Origin of the sequence: Chlorobium sp. (genome assembly GCF_036528655.1) — a bacterium.
Taxonomy (GTDB): domain Bacteria; phylum Bacteroidota; class Chlorobiia; order Chlorobiales; family Chlorobiaceae; genus Chlorobium.
The window spans coordinates 24,823-40,882 of record NZ_JAIGND010000015.1 but is presented as its reverse complement, the minus strand read 5'-3'; the positions used below and the strand labels follow the sequence as shown (position 1 = coordinate 40,882).

The window sequence follows — 16,060 nt, the reverse complement described above, 5'->3', positions numbered from 1 at the left end:
ACCGGGGAGCTTCTTTTCCGTTGTAAAATATACAAATAATATCCTGGTAATGCTATAGGAGGGAGGAGTCGGGGAAGGAAGAGTTGCCCTCGGATTGGAATCAGGAGTCAGGAGACAGAAGATAGGAGTCGGAGGAAGGAAGATTTTTGCCCACGGATTTTCACGGATTGGCACGGATGGAAAAGGGTGAGTTCGGGTTATGTTTTTTCGCCTTTGAGCCATCAAGCTATCTTGCCATTCAGCCATGAAGAGAAAGAACGCGGTTTCCGCTGATTGAAATCGGATTTTCACGGATTGAAGACGGGAGACGTGGGTCGTGGTTTGGTGGCTTGCGGGTATTCAGCCCTGTGGGGGCGGTACTCCGGGTTAAATGAGTGTTTCTTTTTTAGCTTTTACCTTGCGAGGATGAGGTCTCTGATCTGCGATGTCCAGGCTGAGAGGGCGAGAAGGGGGCTTGCGTTGCGGTCTATGGCGCGGATGGCTTCTTCGGTGGCGGCGGAGATGGCGAGGAAGTCGGGGTTGGGGAAGTTTTTTGCGAACCGTTCGATCGCGGTTTCAATATCGGGGTTGTTGAGGGGCTGGTAGCCGGGTTTGAGGATGCGGTGATTGATGTCCTGGAAGAAGAGGAGGAGCGCTCCGAGAAAGTGCGAGAGTTCGGTTTTCGAGAGGTTTTTCGCGTGGGTTTCGCATTTGGCGAGCGCTTCGTGAAAGCGGTTCGGTGTGAGCGCAAGCCGGAGGTAGTCGATGGCGAGGTCGCGCAGCTGGATTGCGGGGATGTTTTCGGAGCTGCCTTTGCTTTTGATGAGTTCCCATGCGAGCGCAAGGTTGCCGCGGGAGAAGCTGATTATAAAGCCGGTTTCGCTTGGGGAGATGTCTGGCTTTGCCTGGCGGAGCCAGGTTTCTAGTTCCGCCGGAGTCGGCCGGTTGAAGGTGATGAGCTGACAGCGGGAGCGAATGGTGGGAAGCACCGATTCGGGACGTGAGGAGATGAGGATGAACATGACGTGGCCGGGTGGTTCCTCGAGCAGTTTGAGGAGCTTGTTGGCTGCAGTCGGGTTCATGCGTTCGGCTTGCGAGATGATGAAGATTTTCCGGCTGCCGGCTGCGGGCATGTAGAGTGCTTTCTGCTGGAGGGCAACGATCTGCTCGCTGAGGATGCCCATGGAGCGTTCCATGGCGGGAGAGAAATAGGGGTTCTGCTTTTTTTCTTCTATCAGTGCGTCGTAGCGTTCCCTGACTTCGGCGGATTTTCTGTTTTCTTTTTTTGCGGTTTCTCCGGCATCGAGCAGCGCGGCTTCGATTGGAAAGAGGTATTCGATGTTGGGGTGCATGAATTCGGCTATCTGCAGGCAGTCGGGGCAGGTGCCGCATGATCCTTCTGCCGGAGATTCCTTGCAGTTGCGGCAGGTCAGCGTTCGGGCAAGTTCAAATGCCACGCTCTCTTTGCCCGATGCTTCCGGGCCGGCGAAGAGGTAGGCATGGGGGAGCCGTCCGGTTTCAATGGCTTTCTGCAGCACGCGGATCTGCTGCTTCTGGCCGATTATGGCGTTCCAGCTCATGCCTGCCTCCAGCTATGGTTCAGATAAAGGTGAGCCAGTTGTATGGGTCGTCTCCGGTGTGGACTATTTTCAGGTAGTGCTGCTGGAGCATTTCGGTGACCGGTCCTCGTTTTTCGTTCCCGATGGGGTATTTGTCGATGCTTCTGACCGGTGTGATTTCGGCCGCCGTGCCGGTGAGGAAGACTTCGTCGGCTATGTAGAGCGCTTCGCGCGGAATGAGGGTTTCGCGAACCTCGAATCCGAGTTCTTTGGCGATGTGCATGATGGCGTAGCGCGTGAAGCCGGGCAGGATGGATTGTGCCGACATGGGCGTGAAGATGACTTCGTCGCGGACGATGAAGATGTTTTCGCCGCTGCCTTCGGAGACGTAGCCGTGAACGTCGAGTGCTATGCCTTCGGCGTAGTTGTCGACGAGGGCTTCCATTTTGATGAGCTGCGAGTTGAGGTAGTTGCCTCCGGCTTTGGCCCATGATGGCAGGGTGTTGGGGGCGAGCCGGTTCCATGAGGAGACCCGGACGTCGACGCCGTTTTCAAGCACGTCTTCGCCGAGATAGGAGCCCCATTCCCAGGTGGCTATGGCGACTTCGATGGCTGCGCGGTGCGGGTTGACGCCGAGCGCGCCCTGGCCGCGGTGGACGATCGGCCTGATGTAGCAGGATTTGTGTCCGTTGGCGTGAATGGTGCTGATGACGGCGTCTTTGAGTTCCTGATCGGAGTATGGGACTTCTATGCGGTATATTTTTGATGATTCCCGCAGGCGCCTGATGTGTTCGTCGAGGAAGAGGACGGCGGAACCGTTCCGGGTTTCGTAGCAGCGGATGCCTTCGAATGTGGAGGATCCATAGTGAATGACGTGCGAGAGGATATGTATTTTGGCGTCTTTCCAGTCGATGAGCTCGCCGTTCATCCAGACTTTTGCTGAGGTACTCATTGCAGAAAAATTTGTGTTTAGGTCGTTCGTGGTGTAAACCTGAAAGATATACTGTTTTGCGTTTTTTAAAAGAGAAATAAGGGGGGAGTATCGCGCTTCGCGCGGGAGAAGACTTTCTTCAGGGCGTGGAGTTGAGCTGGAAAACAACGTCCCCTACTACTCATCACTCATCACTGAATTCTGTCCGCAGATGGGGCAGCGGGGGTCGCGGTTGATGGGGATTTTTCGGATTTGCATGGTGAGGGCGTCGAAGGTGAGGATGGCGTTGTAGAGGGGGGTGCCGATGGTGAGGAGGTGTTTTATGGCTTCGGTGGCTTGTATGGTGCCGATGATGCCGGGCAGTACGCCGAGGGGTCCTTCGGGCTCGGTGGCCGGGGTTGCGGGGGTTTGGTCGAATATGCAGCCGTAGCATGCGGTTTTGCCGGGGTCGATGGTGATGGTTTGTCCGTAAAAGCCCTGGATACCTGCGTGCGAGTATGGTTTTCGCGCGCTTGCGCAGGTTTTGGCGATGAGGCGTTTTGCCTGGAAGCTGTCGGTTGCGTCGATGATGAAGTCGTATCGCGCGATGAGTTCGGCGGCGTTGGTTTCGCTGATGTGGTAGGGGTGCAGGGTGAGTCGGGTGTCGGGGTTGAGGGCGTTCAGCCGTTCGGCTGCGGATGAGACTTTGGGCGTTCCAATCGCCTGGGTGGTGTGGAGTATCTGGCGCTGGAGGTTGCTTGGTTCGACGTTGTCGCCGTCGGCCAGTCCGAGGGTGCCTATGCCGGCTGCTGTGAGATAGAGCGCGGCGGGGGAGCCGAGTCCGCCGGCTCCGACGATGAGTATTTTCGAGTGCAGCAGTTTTTCCTGACCCTGCGTGCCGATTTCGGGCAGGGAGAGGTGACGGGCGTAGCGTTCGCGTTGTGTCTGGCTGAGCGTCATGGAGCCTTTCTTTGTTTATGTGGCGGGGGGCGCCGGTTCCGGGGAGGATGGGCCGTTGTAGGCGTGTTCCCAGTTTTTGAAGACGGGTTCGATCTGTTTTGCTTTGAGCGCTTTGCAGAATTCTTCGGCGGAGCGGTCGTCGTGGATGTGGAATTGCCCGTTTTTGTTGTTGTCGGGTTCGGTGTACCCGCCGACGGTGGTGCGGCTTGCGATGCTCATGCGGGTGATGCCGAGGCCGGCCATGCCGTCGCGGAATGCGGGGCTTTCGCGGGTGGAGAGCACAAGTTCGACGTCGGGCAGGGCGATGCGGAATGCGAAGATCATGCGGGCGAGCTGATGGTCGCTTACGGAAAAGGGGGGCTGGTATCCGCCGGTCTGGGGGCGGATTCTCGGAAAGGAGATCGAGAGGCCGGCTCTCCACCAGGTTCTGCCGAGGTGGCGGATGTGGCGGTAGAGCATGAGTGCGTCCTGGAGCGGGTCGGCAAGGCCGAGGAGGACGCCGAGTCCTGCGGTTTTTATGCCTCCTTCGAGTGCCCGGGAGGGGGTGTCGAGGCGCTCTGCATAGTCTTTTTTGGGGCCCCATCGGTGGAGCCGGGCGTATCGTTCGCGGTCGTAGGTTTCCTGGTAGATGGTGATGCCGGTGCAGCCTGCTCGGGCAAGTTCGCGGTATTCTTCCGTGCTCATGGGAAAGGCTTCGATGGAGACTCGCTGCATGTGCGATGCCGCGGTTTCGACCGACCGGCGGAGGTAGTCGAAGTCTGCGTCTCTGGTGCGTTCGCCGGTGAGCAGCAGGATGTCGCTGATGCCAAGGTTTTTCATGGCGGCGAGTTCCGTGTGCAGTTCGTTCTGTTCGAGGCGGCGGCGCGGGGTTGTTCTGTCGGAGGCGAAGCCGCAGTAGGCGCAGCCGCTCGGACAGTGGTTGGAGAGGTAGAGCGGCGCGTAGAGCGTCATGGTGCGGCCGAAACGGCGCAGGGTTATGGCTCTGGATTCGGCTGCGAGGCGTTCAAGCGTCCAGCTGGATTCGGGTGAGAGCATCTCCCTGAAGCGGGTTTCGTCGGGAGAGGGGTTCAGCCATTCGGGCAGCGTTGCGTTCATGATGCCGGTCCGAGGAATGTGGTGAGCGGGCTTGTGGCGACGGCTGTGCCGCTTTTTTCCATGATGCCTGCCCTGAAGGCTTTGCGTCCGGCTTCTACTGCTCCCGCGAATGCTTCGGCCATGGCGGGGGGGTTGCCGGCAACGGCTACTGCGCTGTTGACGAGTACGGCTGAGCATCCCATTTCCATGGCGAGCGCGGCTTCGGAGGGCGAGCGGAGCCCGGCGTCGACGATGACGGGGATGTTGCTTTCGCGGATGATGATGCGGAGCATCTCTGCGGTGGCGAGGCCCTGTCCGCTGCCGATTGCCGAGCCGAGCGGCATGACGGATGCGCATCCGGCTTCTTCGAGCCGTTTGGCGAGCACCGGGTCGGCCGGTATGTAGGGCATGACGAGAAACCCCTCTTTTGCAAGGATTTTCGAGGCTTCGTAGGTCTCGATGGGGTCGGGCATGAGGTGCTGCGGGTTGGGGTGGATTTCCACTTTGATAAAGGGACTTCCTGAAAGTTCTCTCGCAATGCGGGCGGCCTGAACCGCTTCGGCGGCCGTGGAGGCTCCGGAGGTGTTGGGCATGAGGGTTATGCCTGCCATGGCGCTGAGCGGCGTGAAGAGGTCGTCGCCCGGTCGCTCGCGGTTGAAGCGTCGGAGCGCTACGGTGACGAGCTTCGTGCCCGATGCCCTGAGGGTTTCGAGCATGACTTGTGCGCTGCTGAATTTGCCTGTTCCGAGTATCAGGCGGGACGAGAATGTATAGGTGCCTATCTGCAGTGAGTCCATAAGTTTTTTCTGGCGTTCAGCCTCCTCCGGCAAAAATGAGCAGTTCAATCCGATCGCCTGCCTGAATGGTGCATCCGGCGCGGTTTTCGGGGCGGACGATCAGGTCGTTTACCAGGGTGGCCATGGTTTTGCCTTCTGAGCCGATGATTGCGAGCAGGTCTTCGAGCGACGAGCCTTCGGGCAGCGTACCGGGTTCCCCGTTGAGCTGGATGGTGATCATGTTCTGCTGGTCGGGCATTGGTTGTCTATGGTGAATTGAGTGAATATACGGGATTCATTGTTTATTCAAACCGGAATCCCTTCAAGGGCCTGGTCGAGATCGGCTTCGAGGTCGTCGGGGTGTTCGAGTCCTACCGAGAGGCGCAGGAGATTGTCGGTGCAACCGCGTTTGTCGCGTTCTTCCGGCGAGAGGGCGCCGAGGGTCATTTTTGCGGGCGAGGCTGCGAGCGATTCGACTCCTCCGAGGCTGTCGGCGAGGGTGAAGAGCTTCGTTCTGTGGAGCAGGTGTTCGACGGCGGGCAGGCCGCCTTTGAGGGCGATGGTGATCATGCCGCTGAATCCGCTCATCTGCCGTCTGGCGAGATCGTGCTGGGGGTGGGACGGGAGGCCGGGATACCAGACCCTTGCGACAGCCGGATGGCTTTCGAGCATGCGCGCGAGTTGAAGGGCGCCGGCTTCGTGTTCTTTCATGCGGATTTTCAGGGTTTTTATGCCTCGCATGACCAGCCAGCAGTCCCATGGTCCCGGAATGGCGCCTGCGGCTGCCTGGTAGTTTTTGATAATGGTATGCAGTGCCGGGTCGTTGAGCGCGATGGCGCCGCCGATGACGTCGCTGTGGCCTCCGAGGTATTTGGTGGTGCTGTGTACGACGATGTCGGCGCCGAGTTCGAGGGGGCGCTGGAAGCAGGGCGTTGCGAAGGTGTTGTCTACGGCGACCCTGATGCTTGTTTCTCTGGAGATTTCAGCGAGGGCGCGGATGTCGGATAGTCTGAGGAGCGGGTTGCTGGGGCTTTCGAGCCAGATCAGTTTCGTTTCGGGTGTGAGGCAGCGGGCGTAGCTTTCCGTCGATTCGTCCCGGGCATAAGAGATGGTGATGCCCCAGGGTCGGAGCAGCTGTTCGAATATTCTGTATGTGCCGCCGTAGATGTCGATGCCGGAAACGATGTGGTCGCCGGGCTTGAGTATCTGCAGGGCAGCCATGGTTGCGGCTGCGCCGGAGGCGAATGCGAGCCCGAATCGGGCGTTTTCAAGCAGCGCGAGGGAGGTTTCGAGCGCCTGGCGGGTTGGGTTGCCGATTCTGGAGTAGAAGAATTCGGGGCGGTGGCCGAGTTCTTCCCTGCCGAATGTGGAGGTCTGGTAAATCGGTACCGTTACCGATCCGGTGGCCGGATCGGGCGTATGAGGGTCGTGTATGGCGAGGGTTTCGAATTGCATTGTGGTTTGTTTTCTGTGCTGTGGGCCTGTTTCAGGTTTGTTTTTCTTCAGAGAACAAGGTAATGCGGTTAATGGTTTTTTCATGATTCGTTGGTTGTGGAGAGGGTATTTCTTTAATTGGGCCTGAAAGGTTTTTTACCATGTTTTTGAATCAGTCGAGCTGAAGTTATGGGAGTTATCGAGGCGGTGTGCGTCAGCCCTGAAAAAGGGGTGGTGAAGCAGGCGGTGGAGGAGATCGTGCTGCGTGCGGAATGGGGTATCGAAGGGGATGCTCATGCGGGGGAGTGGCATCGGCAGGTTTCGCTGCTGGCCGGCGAGAGCATCGATCGTATGCGTGAAAAAATGCCGGATCTCGATCATGGGGCGTTTGCCGAGAATATCGTTACCCGGGGCATCGATGTGCTGTCGCTCGCTGTGGGCGACCGGCTGCAGGCGGGAGATGGGACGGTGCTCGAGGTGACGCAGATCGGCAAGCAGTGCCACAATGACGGGTGCGCGATCCAGCGTGCGACGGGCGATTGCATCATGCCTCGCGAGGGGGTTTTCTGCCGGGTGCTGCGGGGGGGCGTTCTGCGTTCGGGTATGCCGGTTATGTTGCTCTGAGCGGGTTCATCCTCCTATTTCGGACATGCTGGTGCGCAGGGTTCCTCCTTCTCCTTCCATCCTGCCGTTTTCGGGTTTCCGTGCGGCTGCCTGCATGAAGAGCGAGGCAATTTCTTCGAATCCTGCCTGCCGCCGCAGGAATGGCAGCAGTTTCAATCCATGCTTGTCGTAGAGGCAGCTTATGACGGTGCCTTCGGCCGTGATGCGGATGCGGTTGCAGTCGCTGCAGAAGTTTCTGGTGTAGGCCGGAATGATGGCTGCGGATCCTTTGTGGCCGGGAAGGGTGAAGCTGAAGTATTCGGTCGATGCGCCGCGGTGGGCTTCAAGGTCGGGGCAGGCCTCTGTGAGCAGCTCCTTTATTTTTTCGAGGCCGAGGAATCTGCCGGTTCGCCAGATCTGGTGGTCGTCGAACGGCTGGAGTTCCATGAACCTGACGGTGACCTGATGGGTGCGGGCGTATTCCATGAACCGTCCGATTTCGTCGCTGTTGATGCCGCGCATCATGACGACGTTGAGTTTGACCGGCATGGCCTGGCGTTCGAGCAGGGTTTCGAGGTTTTCTTTCACCTGGTCGAAGAGGTCGCGCCGGGTTATGTCGCGGTAGCGGTCGCGGTCGAGGGTGTCGATGCTGAGGTTGAGCGCATCGAGCCCGGCGTCCTGCAGCGCGTCGAGGCGTCTGTGCAGGAGGACTCCGTTGGTGGTGAGGCTGACGGTCTGGATGCCGGGCGTTCGCTTGGCGGCGGCCACCAGTTCGGCGATGTCGCCGCGCAGGAGGGGTTCGCCGCCGGTAAAGCGGATTTTATTGATGCCGAGTCGGGCGAGCGCACCGATGAGATGCCGGATGTCGCCGGTGCTCATGGGGGTGCCGGATGAGGGGCTTTCATGATGCTCTTCGCTCAGGCAGTAGGCGCACCGGAGATTGCAGGCGCTGGTGACGGCGATGCGGGCATAGGTGATGCTGCGTCCGAAGCGGTCGGCAAGAGGGGTGATGGCGGTTTCTGTACTGCTCAAGAATGCGTGCGGATTAATGGTGAACGGCAGGGCGTATGGCCTGACTATCTGTTTCTGCTAAGATATGCTATCTTCGTTTCGCTGCAAACATGCGGCTTCGGGGCTCTTTTCGATGGCATCGTGGAGGTCACGGCGGAGTTTCATGTTCTGAGCGGTTATTTCGGCTTCGCCGGTCCATAGTTCGTCGGCTATGGAGAGGATTGTTTCTTCTTCGCGCAGCAGGGTTTGCGTGCCCATCGTCGTGACGGCGTCAAGCAGCCTGCTGAGCGTCCGGGTCGCAAGGGCGTTGGATCGGGCGATGTTGTTTTTCATGGCGGCTGTGCGTTCGGGCGAGTTGTCGAGTCCGAACGCCGCTGCGAGGCGGTATTCGAAATCGGTGCCAAGCAGCGCTGCCACTCCGTCCTGACCGAAGTTCCGTCTTGCGAAGAGTTTCTGAACGAGGAATGCGTACCAGTCGAGTTCCGTATCGGGGAAGTCGTAGTCGGGGTGCGTCAGCGTTCCTTTGAGTCTTCCCTGGAGCCTGAGTTCCTGTTCTATCGGTGTTCCTGCGTATGGGAGCATTTTGCCGAAATTTACGGGAAAATAACCGTCGCTGCCTGTTGCGGCAAGAAACCTGATGTTTTCCCGGACGGTGAGGAATGTCGAGGAGGGATCGAAGAGCATGAAACCTGCGGAGAGGGCAAAATCCATTGCTTTGAGGGTTTCGATGGCTTCGAGGTTTCTGCCGACGGTTGTTTGCTTGTTGAGGGTTTTCAGGCCCGTTTCGTTTCCGGATTCGACGCCGAGATAGACAGCGAAAAGGCCGTGCGAGGCCATTTCCCGAAAGAGCGACGGTTCGACGTCGTCAACCCTGCAGGATATTTTCCATCTGATGTTTCCGTCGAGGCCGCTGTGTCGCAGTTCCCTGAGGAATTCGCCGATCCATTGTTTCTGTGCCGGGGAGCGTGCTGCGAAATCGTCGTCCTGAAAACTGAAAAAACGTACGTTTTTGTGTGTGAAGAGGTCGCGCATCTCTTCGGCGACGTGAAGGGGAGATCTCGTTCTCCGGAGTTTGCCCTGCGCCGTGCCGTAAAACTGCCGGATGCTGCAGAAGGAACAGTTGAAATGACAGCCGCGGCTTGCGAGCATGTATGCGGTTTTTATGCCGGCTGTGGTTGTGATGGATCCGTCGCGAATGACCGGGGGAATATCGTCGAGGTTTTCGATGAGCGGTCTGAGCGGGGTCTGTAGGACGCTGTTTCCGTTCCGGTAGGCGATACTCTGTATTTCCGGCCACCCGGACGGTTCGTCGAGCTTCGTGTAGAGATCGATGATGCTTTCTTCGCCTTCGAATCGTACGATGCTGTCGAGTTCGGGAATGAGTTCAAGTGTTTCTGCCGGGCGGAGGCTGGGAAAATGGCCTCCGGCAGTGAAGTGCGCCGTGACGCCGTGTCGGCGGAGATAGCGCATAAGCTCGGCAAAGTGTTCGAGGGTGAACTGAAAGATGAGCGAGAATCCGATAAGGTCGGGGTTCAGCTTTTCTATGGTTTCGAGTACGGCATTGTTGCTGCCGGGAAAAAAAGGCTGCAGTTCGGCTTTATGGCCGTTTTTCCGAAGAGAGGCGATTATGGAGCGTAAACCCAGGTTTTCCTGGTTTTCATAGCCTACCAGAAGAATGCCGTTTTTATGCCGATGTTCTGCATCCATGACCAAGGGGAGCGTAAAATGGCGGAAAATTGTTGAAGCGAGGGCGGGATCGGAACAGGAGGAGGCGTTTTTTCCGCCTCCTGTCCGGAGCGATCTGTCACATCAGTTTTGCAAGTTGTTCGAGCTTGGCTTTTTCAAGTTCGAGCTCTTTGAGTTTGCTCTGAATCTGGAGCCTTCCGAACTCGGCGAGTTTTTTATCGTCGAGACGGACCCAGTCGGGAACAGGATCCCAGTTGATCGGAAACGGGCGGATTTTTTCCGCTGCAGTCATTGTTGCGATAACCGGCTTTTCAGTGAGTTTTGCCATGATGGACTCCTCGTTTTTTTTCGTTAATGAAAAATGGAACAAACTGTTTGTAATGATTTAACTGCTTTGTTCCGCTGGGGCGGGGTTATGTGCTGTTGCGCGAGTCTGACGCGTATACAGTCTGTATGTAATAAAGAAATAACGAGTGTTAATTAAAAGTTTATCTGAACAGGAAATCCCGGTTGTTTTCAGTTTACGCCGAGGATGACGCTCGATGCATTGAAGAGCGCGCAGGCGTGTTCTCCTTCCCTGAGTCCGAGTTTTTCGGAGCTTCCGTGGGTGATAATGGCTGATATGACGTTGCCGTCGCCTATTTCCACGTCGATTTCCGTGCTGACCGGTCCTTCGAGGATTTTGCTGATTGTGCCGCAGAGGATGTTCCGGGCGCTGATTCGGGCGTCGTGCAGGTCGCGGCCGACGATGACCGAGTTGGATTTGATGATGGCGTAGGCGTTCATGCCCTCTTTGAGTCCGAGGTTCTGCACCGCGCCGATGGTGATGACCGAGGTGATGCGCGGTCCGCTGGGGAGTGCAAGCACGACTTCGGCATTGACCGCTCCGAGGGTGATATTTTCGATGGTACCGGAAAAAACGTTCCGTGCGCTGATTCTCATGGATATCCTCCTCAGGAATCGGTAGAGGTTTTGTGTTTCGCCAAGCCGTTCTTCAAGATTTTCAAGAAATTTACGGTGTTCTTCCTGTACGATGCGGAATTGTGCGATGACGTTTTTTCCTTCGCGCGTGAGTACCGTGCCGCCGCCGCCTTTTCCGCCGGTCATGCGATCGACGAGCGGTTTGTCGGAAAGGTTGTTGATCATGTTGACCAGATGCCATGCGGTTTTGTAGCTGATGCCGACCGCTTTTGCCGCGCTGTTGATCGATCCGAGTTCGTCGATTTTTTCAAGCAGCAGAATGCGGTCGCCGCCGAGAAAGCGGTTTTCCGCCTTCTGGAACCATATTGAGCCTTCAAGCCCCATCTGCTGTTTGGCGCATTTTGCCATCACTGTTCTGGTAAGGTTGTTAGCGGGCCGTCAGCGCAAAATAAGAGTTTCAGGTGAAAGAATGGCTTCCGTGGCGGTTTCGGGCGATTTTTTTCAGGATTGCGAGCATGCGGAAGTCGGGATGAGGGCATGAATAACCGGCCTGGTTTCGTGATTTTGCCGGTGCGACAGGAAAAGAAAAACGCCTGCTTGAAAGGAGGCGTTTTTTCTTGTGCAGGGCGTTCAGTTGATCAGGTGGTCTTCACAGGCTTCGCCCTCTTCGAGCGCGTCGAGGATTTCGTCGACCTTGTCTTCGCTGTCGATTTCGCCGTACCAGTAGTTTTCGGGATAGACGACGACCACCGGGCCTTTTTCGCAGAGGTTCAGGCATGCCGTGGCTGATACGGCCACATCCGACATTCCGCGGTCGGAGAGCTCGCTTTCGAGGTAGGGGATGAGGCCGAGGGCTTCTTTTTTGTGGCAGATGCCCTGCGGCGCTCCCTGTGCGCGGAAGCTCGCGCAGACGAAAATGTGGTGTTTCGGTTTGTCCATGGTGGTTGTGTTTTTTTTGTTGTTTTTATTAGATCAGTCGGATCAGTCGGATCGGACTGATCCGACTGATCTTTATTTTACCCGCAGCCTCCGCCGGTGCCGGTGCAGCCGGTTCCGCAGGCGTGGATCTGGCTGCTTCGCATCAGGTGTTTGAGGTCTTTGCCGGTAAAGATGCCTTCGACGGCTTCTTCGATGATGCCTTCCATGACGAGTACGTCGATGCCGTGTGCGTTGAGTACTTTGGTGGGCGAATCGCCTGCGCCGTTGACAAGCAGGGTGCGGCAGTCGTGGAGCGCGCGGGCAAGCGCTTCCCAGCGTTGCTGCCCTCCTCCGGGCAGGGGAGCCGGTCGCGAATCGACCAGCCGGGAGGTGCCGGTTTCGGGGTCGAGTCCGTAGACGAGAAAGCGGTCGGCTTCGCCGAGGTGCTGGTTGATGAGCGCGCCTTCCATGCTGCTGACGGCGATATAGGGGCGGTGCTCTTCAGGGTTTTTTGGCATATTTGCGGCTTCGGTGAGTTTCTGCATCATTTCTTCAGTGTTGTGTTCGCCGATTATGCCTGCCGCGTCGGCACGGCAGCGGGCGCAGTGCTTCATTTGCGGCAGGAATTCGGCCGTGGCTTTCTGGATGTCGGCGATAAGCACCGGCGATGGTTCGGGTATGTTTTCAAAGACGGTTTCCGTGGTCTGGTAGTAGGGCAGGCAGTTCAGGATGTCTGCGCCAAGTTCCGAGACCTTGCGGGCGACATCGACGACATGCCGGTCGTTGATGCCGGGGAGGATGATGGTGTTCACTTTTGCCGTGACGCCGACCTCCTTGAGTCGTTTCAGGGCTTCGAGCTGGTTGCCGATGAGCAGTTTCGCTGCTTCGATGTCGCGGTACATTTTCTTTTTGTGGCGAACCCATGCATAGATTTCGGCGCCGATGTCCGGGTCGATGGCGTTGATGGTGATGGTGACGTGGCTGACCTGCAGTTCGGCAAGCTCGTCGATCCATGGCATCAGGTCGAGTCCGTTGGTGGCTACGCAGAGCAGCATGTCGGGGTAGTGTTCCCTGACGAGGCGCAGCGTTTGCATGGTTTCGTCAGGGTTGGCGAAGGGGTCGCCCGGTCCGGCTATGCCGACGACCGAGATGTTCGGCGCGATGTCCATGGCGTGCTGCAGGTAGTAGAGAGCCTGCCGGGGGGAGAGCACCTTGCTGGTGACGCCGGGACGGTTTTCGTTCATGCAGTCGAATTTCCTGTTGCAGTAGTTGCACTGGATGTTGCATTTCGGCGCAACCGGGAGGTGGATCCGTCCGAAGGTGTGGCGCGACGAATCGTTGAAGCATGGGTGGTTGTTTATGTTGAGTGTCATTGGTTCCTCCCGTTTACATATAGGTATAGCCGATTGATGAAGAGTTCTGCCGCCCTTCGATGACGGTGTTGACGATCCGGTCGAAGAGCTCCTGGGTGCCGCGGTAGCCGAGATGGTGCAGCCGCTGCCCGCCGAATCGGTCGTGGATTGGAAAGCCGATTCTTATGAGCGGCAGTTCGTGCTTTTTCGACATGGTGAAGCCTTTGCTGTTGCCGATGAGGAGGTCGGGCCTGAGTTCGTCGGCCTCGTGTTCGATATCGACGAAGTCGACGTTTTCGCGTACTTTTATGCCGGTATCCTCAAGATCGGGTATGAGTTCGAGCAGGCGCTTTTTCATGAGCCCGCTCTTGCCGCCTGAGGCGCAGAGCACCGGTAAGACGCCGATTTCGTGCAGGAAGGCGGCCATCGATATGACGAGGTCTTCCTCTCCGTAAAGAATCGCCCTTTTGCCGAAGACGTATTTGTGGCCGTCCGCATAGGCGTCGACAAGTCGGCGGCGTTCGTCTTCGTGGATTTCGGGCATGGGTTTTTCCGTCAGCCGTTCGAGTTCGGCGAAGAAGCGGTCGCTTGCCTTGATGCCGATCGGCAGGGGAAGGTGGCGGCGCGGTACGCCGAACTTTTCTTCGAGGTATCCGGCTGCCGATTTTTTCGCTTCAAGGGTAGAACCGAATTCTATGCTTGCCGATGCGCTGCCCGTGTTTGCGATCGCATGGGTCGGGGTACCGCCCGGGGGGATCCGGTGGTATTCGGCCCAGGGTCCACCGTCGAGGGTTTGCGAGTAGTCGGGCAGCAGCACGAACGGAATGCCGAATGCGTTCAGGATCTCTTTGAGGTAGCGGATATCTGCCGGGGATATCATGCCGGGGAAGATGTTCACCAGGTTGTTTTTCGTTCCTGCTTCCGCGAGCGTTGCTACGGCAGAGCGTACCGCGGCATGAAAGCCGTCGATATGGGTGCCGCTGTAGCTGGGCGTCGAGGCGAAGATCATGACCGGCAGCGGCGCTTTATCGCCCATGGCGGCGTTGTACTCTTTGAGGATCATGGGGACGTCGTCGCCGATGGTTTCCGACAGACAGGTCGTTGCGATGCCGATCACCTCAGGTTTGTATTGCTGGGTGACGTTTTTGAGGCCGAGCTGCAGGTTGTGGCTGCCGCCGAATACGGCGGTTTCTTCGTTGAAGTTCGACGATGCTATGTCGATCGGCTCTTTGTAGTGGCTGATCAGATAGCGGCGGATGTAGGTGGCGCACCCTTGCGAACCGTGCAGGAAGGGTACGCATTTTTCTATGCCCCTGAAGGCCAGGCAGGCGCCGAGAGGGTTGCAGAGCTTGCAGGCGTTCTGCGTGGCCGTTTTGGCCGTACTGGCGGCTTTGCCGTTTATTGTTGCTGTTTTCATGCGAGACCTCCTTTTCTCGGAGCGAACTGCCATACGGGGCTCATCACCGATTCATAGACTTCTTTTGCGAAATTGTACATGCCGACGAATCCTGCCAGCGGGATTTTCCGCTCGTGGTTGTGGTCGCAGAAGCCGACGCCGAGTTTGAAGGCGATCGGGCGTTCCTTGACGCCGCCGATGAGCAGGTCGGCCTCTTTTTCAAGCACGAACTTGGAGAGTTCCACGGGGTTCGAGTCGTCGACGATTACGGTGCCTTCGTCGCACATCTCCTTGAGGCGGAGGTAGTCGTCCTTGTTGCCTGTCTGCGATCCGGCGAGTACGACCGACATGCCGATGGTGCGCAGGGCCTTGATGAGCGAGAAGGTCTTGAATGCTCCGCCGACGTAGATGGCTGCTTTTCTGCCGGAGAGCGCGCTCTTGAATTTCTGCATCTCGGGATAGTATTTCCGGATTTCGTCGCGTACGATCTCTCTTGCTTTTTCCATGATTTCGGGTCTTTCGGGGAAGAGCGCTGCCACGTCGTAGAGCGATTTGGACATGTCTTCGAAGCCGAAGTAGGAGACGCGGATGTACGGAATGCCGTATTTTTTTTCCATTTCCTTCGCGAGGCTGGTCATGGAGCCGGAGCACTGCACTACGTTGAGCGATACGCCGTGCGAGCGTCTGATTGCGTCGATCCTTCCGTCGCCGGTCATGGTGGCTACCACTTCGATGCCCATTTTTTCGTAATATTCCCGGATGATCCAGGCTTCCCCCGCGAGGTTGAATTCGCCGAGGATGTTGATGCTGCATTTGCTGATTCCATCGGTCGAACCGGTGCCGATCAGTTTCATGAGGGCCGAGCAGGCGGCTTTGTAGCCGTCCATTTTGGTGCCTTTGAATCCTTCGGAATGGACCGGCATGACCGGTATTCCTTTTTCCTGCGCAACTTTTCTGCAGACTGCGTCGATATCGTCGCCGATCAGGCCGATGATGCAGGTCGAGTAGATGAAAGCGGCATTGGGCTTGTACTGGTCGATCAGCTCGATGAGTGATCGGTAGAGTTTTTTCTCTCCGCCGTAGATGACGTCCATCTCCTGCAGGTCGGTCGAGAAGCTCAACCGGTGCAGCTCTGGGCCGGAGGAGACTGCTCCGCGGATGTCCCAGGTGTAGGCGGCGCAGCCGATCGGGCCATGGACGATGTGGATGGCGTCGGCTACAGGATAGAGCACCACGCGGGAGCCGCAGAAGACGCATGCGCGCTGACTGACAGAACCGGAAAGGCTCGTCTTGTCGCATGCGATGTCAAACTTCTGCTCCCCGGCGCTGTTCTTTTCGAAGACCGAATGCTGTCTTCCTTCAAGGATTCCGATCTCTTCCTTCATGATGCCAACCCCTTTTTCAATAAGTAATTCCAGATATCAGGAGCCACTCCCGGCAAAGCCGGGAGTGGCTCCTTTGGTCTTTTTGTTCTTTCAGTC

General features: G+C 57.4%; 16 protein-coding genes. 1 reads left to right on the top strand and 15 read right to left on the bottom strand.

Annotated features, from left to right (window positions below; translation table 11 throughout):
- Nucleotides 1-392 precede the first annotated feature (392 nt).
- The 7 genes from K4305_RS05215 to K4305_RS05185 form a co-directional block, all read right to left on the bottom strand.
- Nucleotides 393-1,559: a DNA polymerase III subunit gene (locus tag K4305_RS05215; protein WP_331561342.1), complete on the bottom strand. Its 1,167-nt coding sequence runs from the start codon at nt 1,557-1,559 to the stop codon at nt 393-395.
- Between the two features lie 19 nt (nt 1,560-1,578).
- Nucleotides 1,579-2,490 (bottom strand): branched-chain amino acid transaminase, encoded by a 912-nt coding sequence (locus K4305_RS05210; protein WP_331561341.1) that lies wholly within the window; start codon nt 2,488-2,490, stop codon nt 1,579-1,581.
- Between the two features lie 156 nt (nt 2,491-2,646).
- Nucleotides 2,647-3,408 (bottom strand): HesA/MoeB/ThiF family protein, encoded by a 762-nt coding sequence (locus tag K4305_RS05205; RefSeq protein ID WP_331561340.1) that lies wholly within the window; start codon nt 3,406-3,408, stop codon nt 2,647-2,649.
- A gap of 15 nt (nt 3,409-3,423) precedes the next feature.
- Nucleotides 3,424-4,503 (bottom strand): 2-iminoacetate synthase ThiH, encoded by a 1,080-nt coding sequence (gene thiH / locus K4305_RS05200; RefSeq protein ID WP_331561339.1) that lies wholly within the window; start codon nt 4,501-4,503, stop codon nt 3,424-3,426.
- Nucleotides 4,500-5,279 carry a thiazole synthase gene (locus K4305_RS05195; protein ID WP_331561337.1) on the bottom strand — a complete coding sequence of 260 codons (780 nt, stop codon included), beginning with the start codon at nt 5,277-5,279 and terminating at the stop codon, nt 4,500-4,502. Before K4305_RS05195 ends, thiH begins: the two co-directional genes overlap by 4 nt.
- Before the next feature lie 16 nt (nt 5,280-5,295).
- The gene (thiS, locus tag K4305_RS05190; RefSeq protein ID WP_331561335.1) at nt 5,296-5,517 is read right to left on the bottom strand and encodes a sulfur carrier protein ThiS; all 222 of its coding nucleotides are present in this window, start codon (nt 5,515-5,517) and stop codon (nt 5,296-5,298) included.
- Between the two features lie 47 nt (nt 5,518-5,564).
- On the bottom strand, nt 5,565-6,713 hold the full coding sequence (locus K4305_RS05185; protein ID WP_331561334.1) for a trans-sulfuration enzyme family protein: 1,149 nt from the start codon (nt 6,711-6,713) through the stop codon (nt 5,565-5,567).
- 168 nt (nt 6,714-6,881) lie between these two features.
- Between K4305_RS05185 and K4305_RS05180 the strand changes: the two genes are divergently transcribed.
- Complete coding sequence (locus tag K4305_RS05180) at nt 6,882-7,316, top strand: MOSC domain-containing protein (protein WP_331561332.1); 435 nt, start codon at nt 6,882-6,884, stop codon at nt 7,314-7,316.
- A gap of 6 nt (nt 7,317-7,322) precedes the next feature.
- On the opposite strand, the gene moaA is transcribed toward K4305_RS05180, so the two are convergent.
- The 8 genes from moaA to nifE all read right to left on the bottom strand — a co-directional run bounded on the left by moaA (nt 7,323) and on the right by nifE (nt 15,964).
- Nucleotides 7,323-8,327: a GTP 3',8-cyclase MoaA gene (moaA, locus tag K4305_RS05175; RefSeq protein WP_331561331.1), complete on the bottom strand. Its 1,005-nt coding sequence runs from the start codon at nt 8,325-8,327 to the stop codon at nt 7,323-7,325.
- A gap of 57 nt (nt 8,328-8,384) precedes the next feature.
- On the bottom strand, nt 8,385-10,013 hold the full coding sequence (locus tag K4305_RS05170; protein WP_331561330.1) for a B12-binding domain-containing radical SAM protein: 1,629 nt from the start codon (nt 10,011-10,013) through the stop codon (nt 8,385-8,387).
- 97 nt (nt 10,014-10,110) lie between these two features.
- Nucleotides 10,111-10,320, bottom strand: a complete 210-nt coding sequence (locus tag K4305_RS05165; protein ID WP_331561328.1) for a hypothetical protein — start codon at nt 10,318-10,320, stop codon at nt 10,111-10,113.
- Between the two features lie 188 nt (nt 10,321-10,508).
- A complete protein-coding gene (locus tag K4305_RS05160) occupies nt 10,509-11,321 on the bottom strand; it encodes a TOBE domain-containing protein (protein WP_331561326.1) in 813 nt (270 codons plus the stop codon).
- 222 nt (nt 11,322-11,543) lie between these two features.
- On the bottom strand, nt 11,544-11,852 hold the full coding sequence (locus tag K4305_RS05155) for a (2Fe-2S) ferredoxin domain-containing protein (protein ID WP_331561325.1): 309 nt from the start codon (nt 11,850-11,852) through the stop codon (nt 11,544-11,546).
- A 77-nt stretch (nt 11,853-11,929) separates the two neighbouring features.
- Nucleotides 11,930-13,204, bottom strand: a complete 1,275-nt coding sequence (gene nifB, locus K4305_RS05150) for a nitrogenase cofactor biosynthesis protein NifB (RefSeq protein WP_331561324.1) — start codon at nt 13,202-13,204, stop codon at nt 11,930-11,932.
- 13 nt (nt 13,205-13,217) lie between these two features.
- A complete protein-coding gene (locus K4305_RS05145; protein ID WP_331561323.1) occupies nt 13,218-14,600 on the bottom strand; it encodes a nitrogenase component 1 in 1,383 nt (460 codons plus the stop codon).
- The gene (nifE, locus tag K4305_RS05140; protein WP_292002194.1) at nt 14,597-15,964 is read right to left on the bottom strand and encodes a nitrogenase iron-molybdenum cofactor biosynthesis protein NifE; all 1,368 of its coding nucleotides are present in this window, start codon (nt 15,962-15,964) and stop codon (nt 14,597-14,599) included. Before nifE ends, K4305_RS05145 begins: the two co-directional genes overlap by 4 nt.
- Nucleotides 15,965-16,060 lie beyond the last annotated feature (96 nt).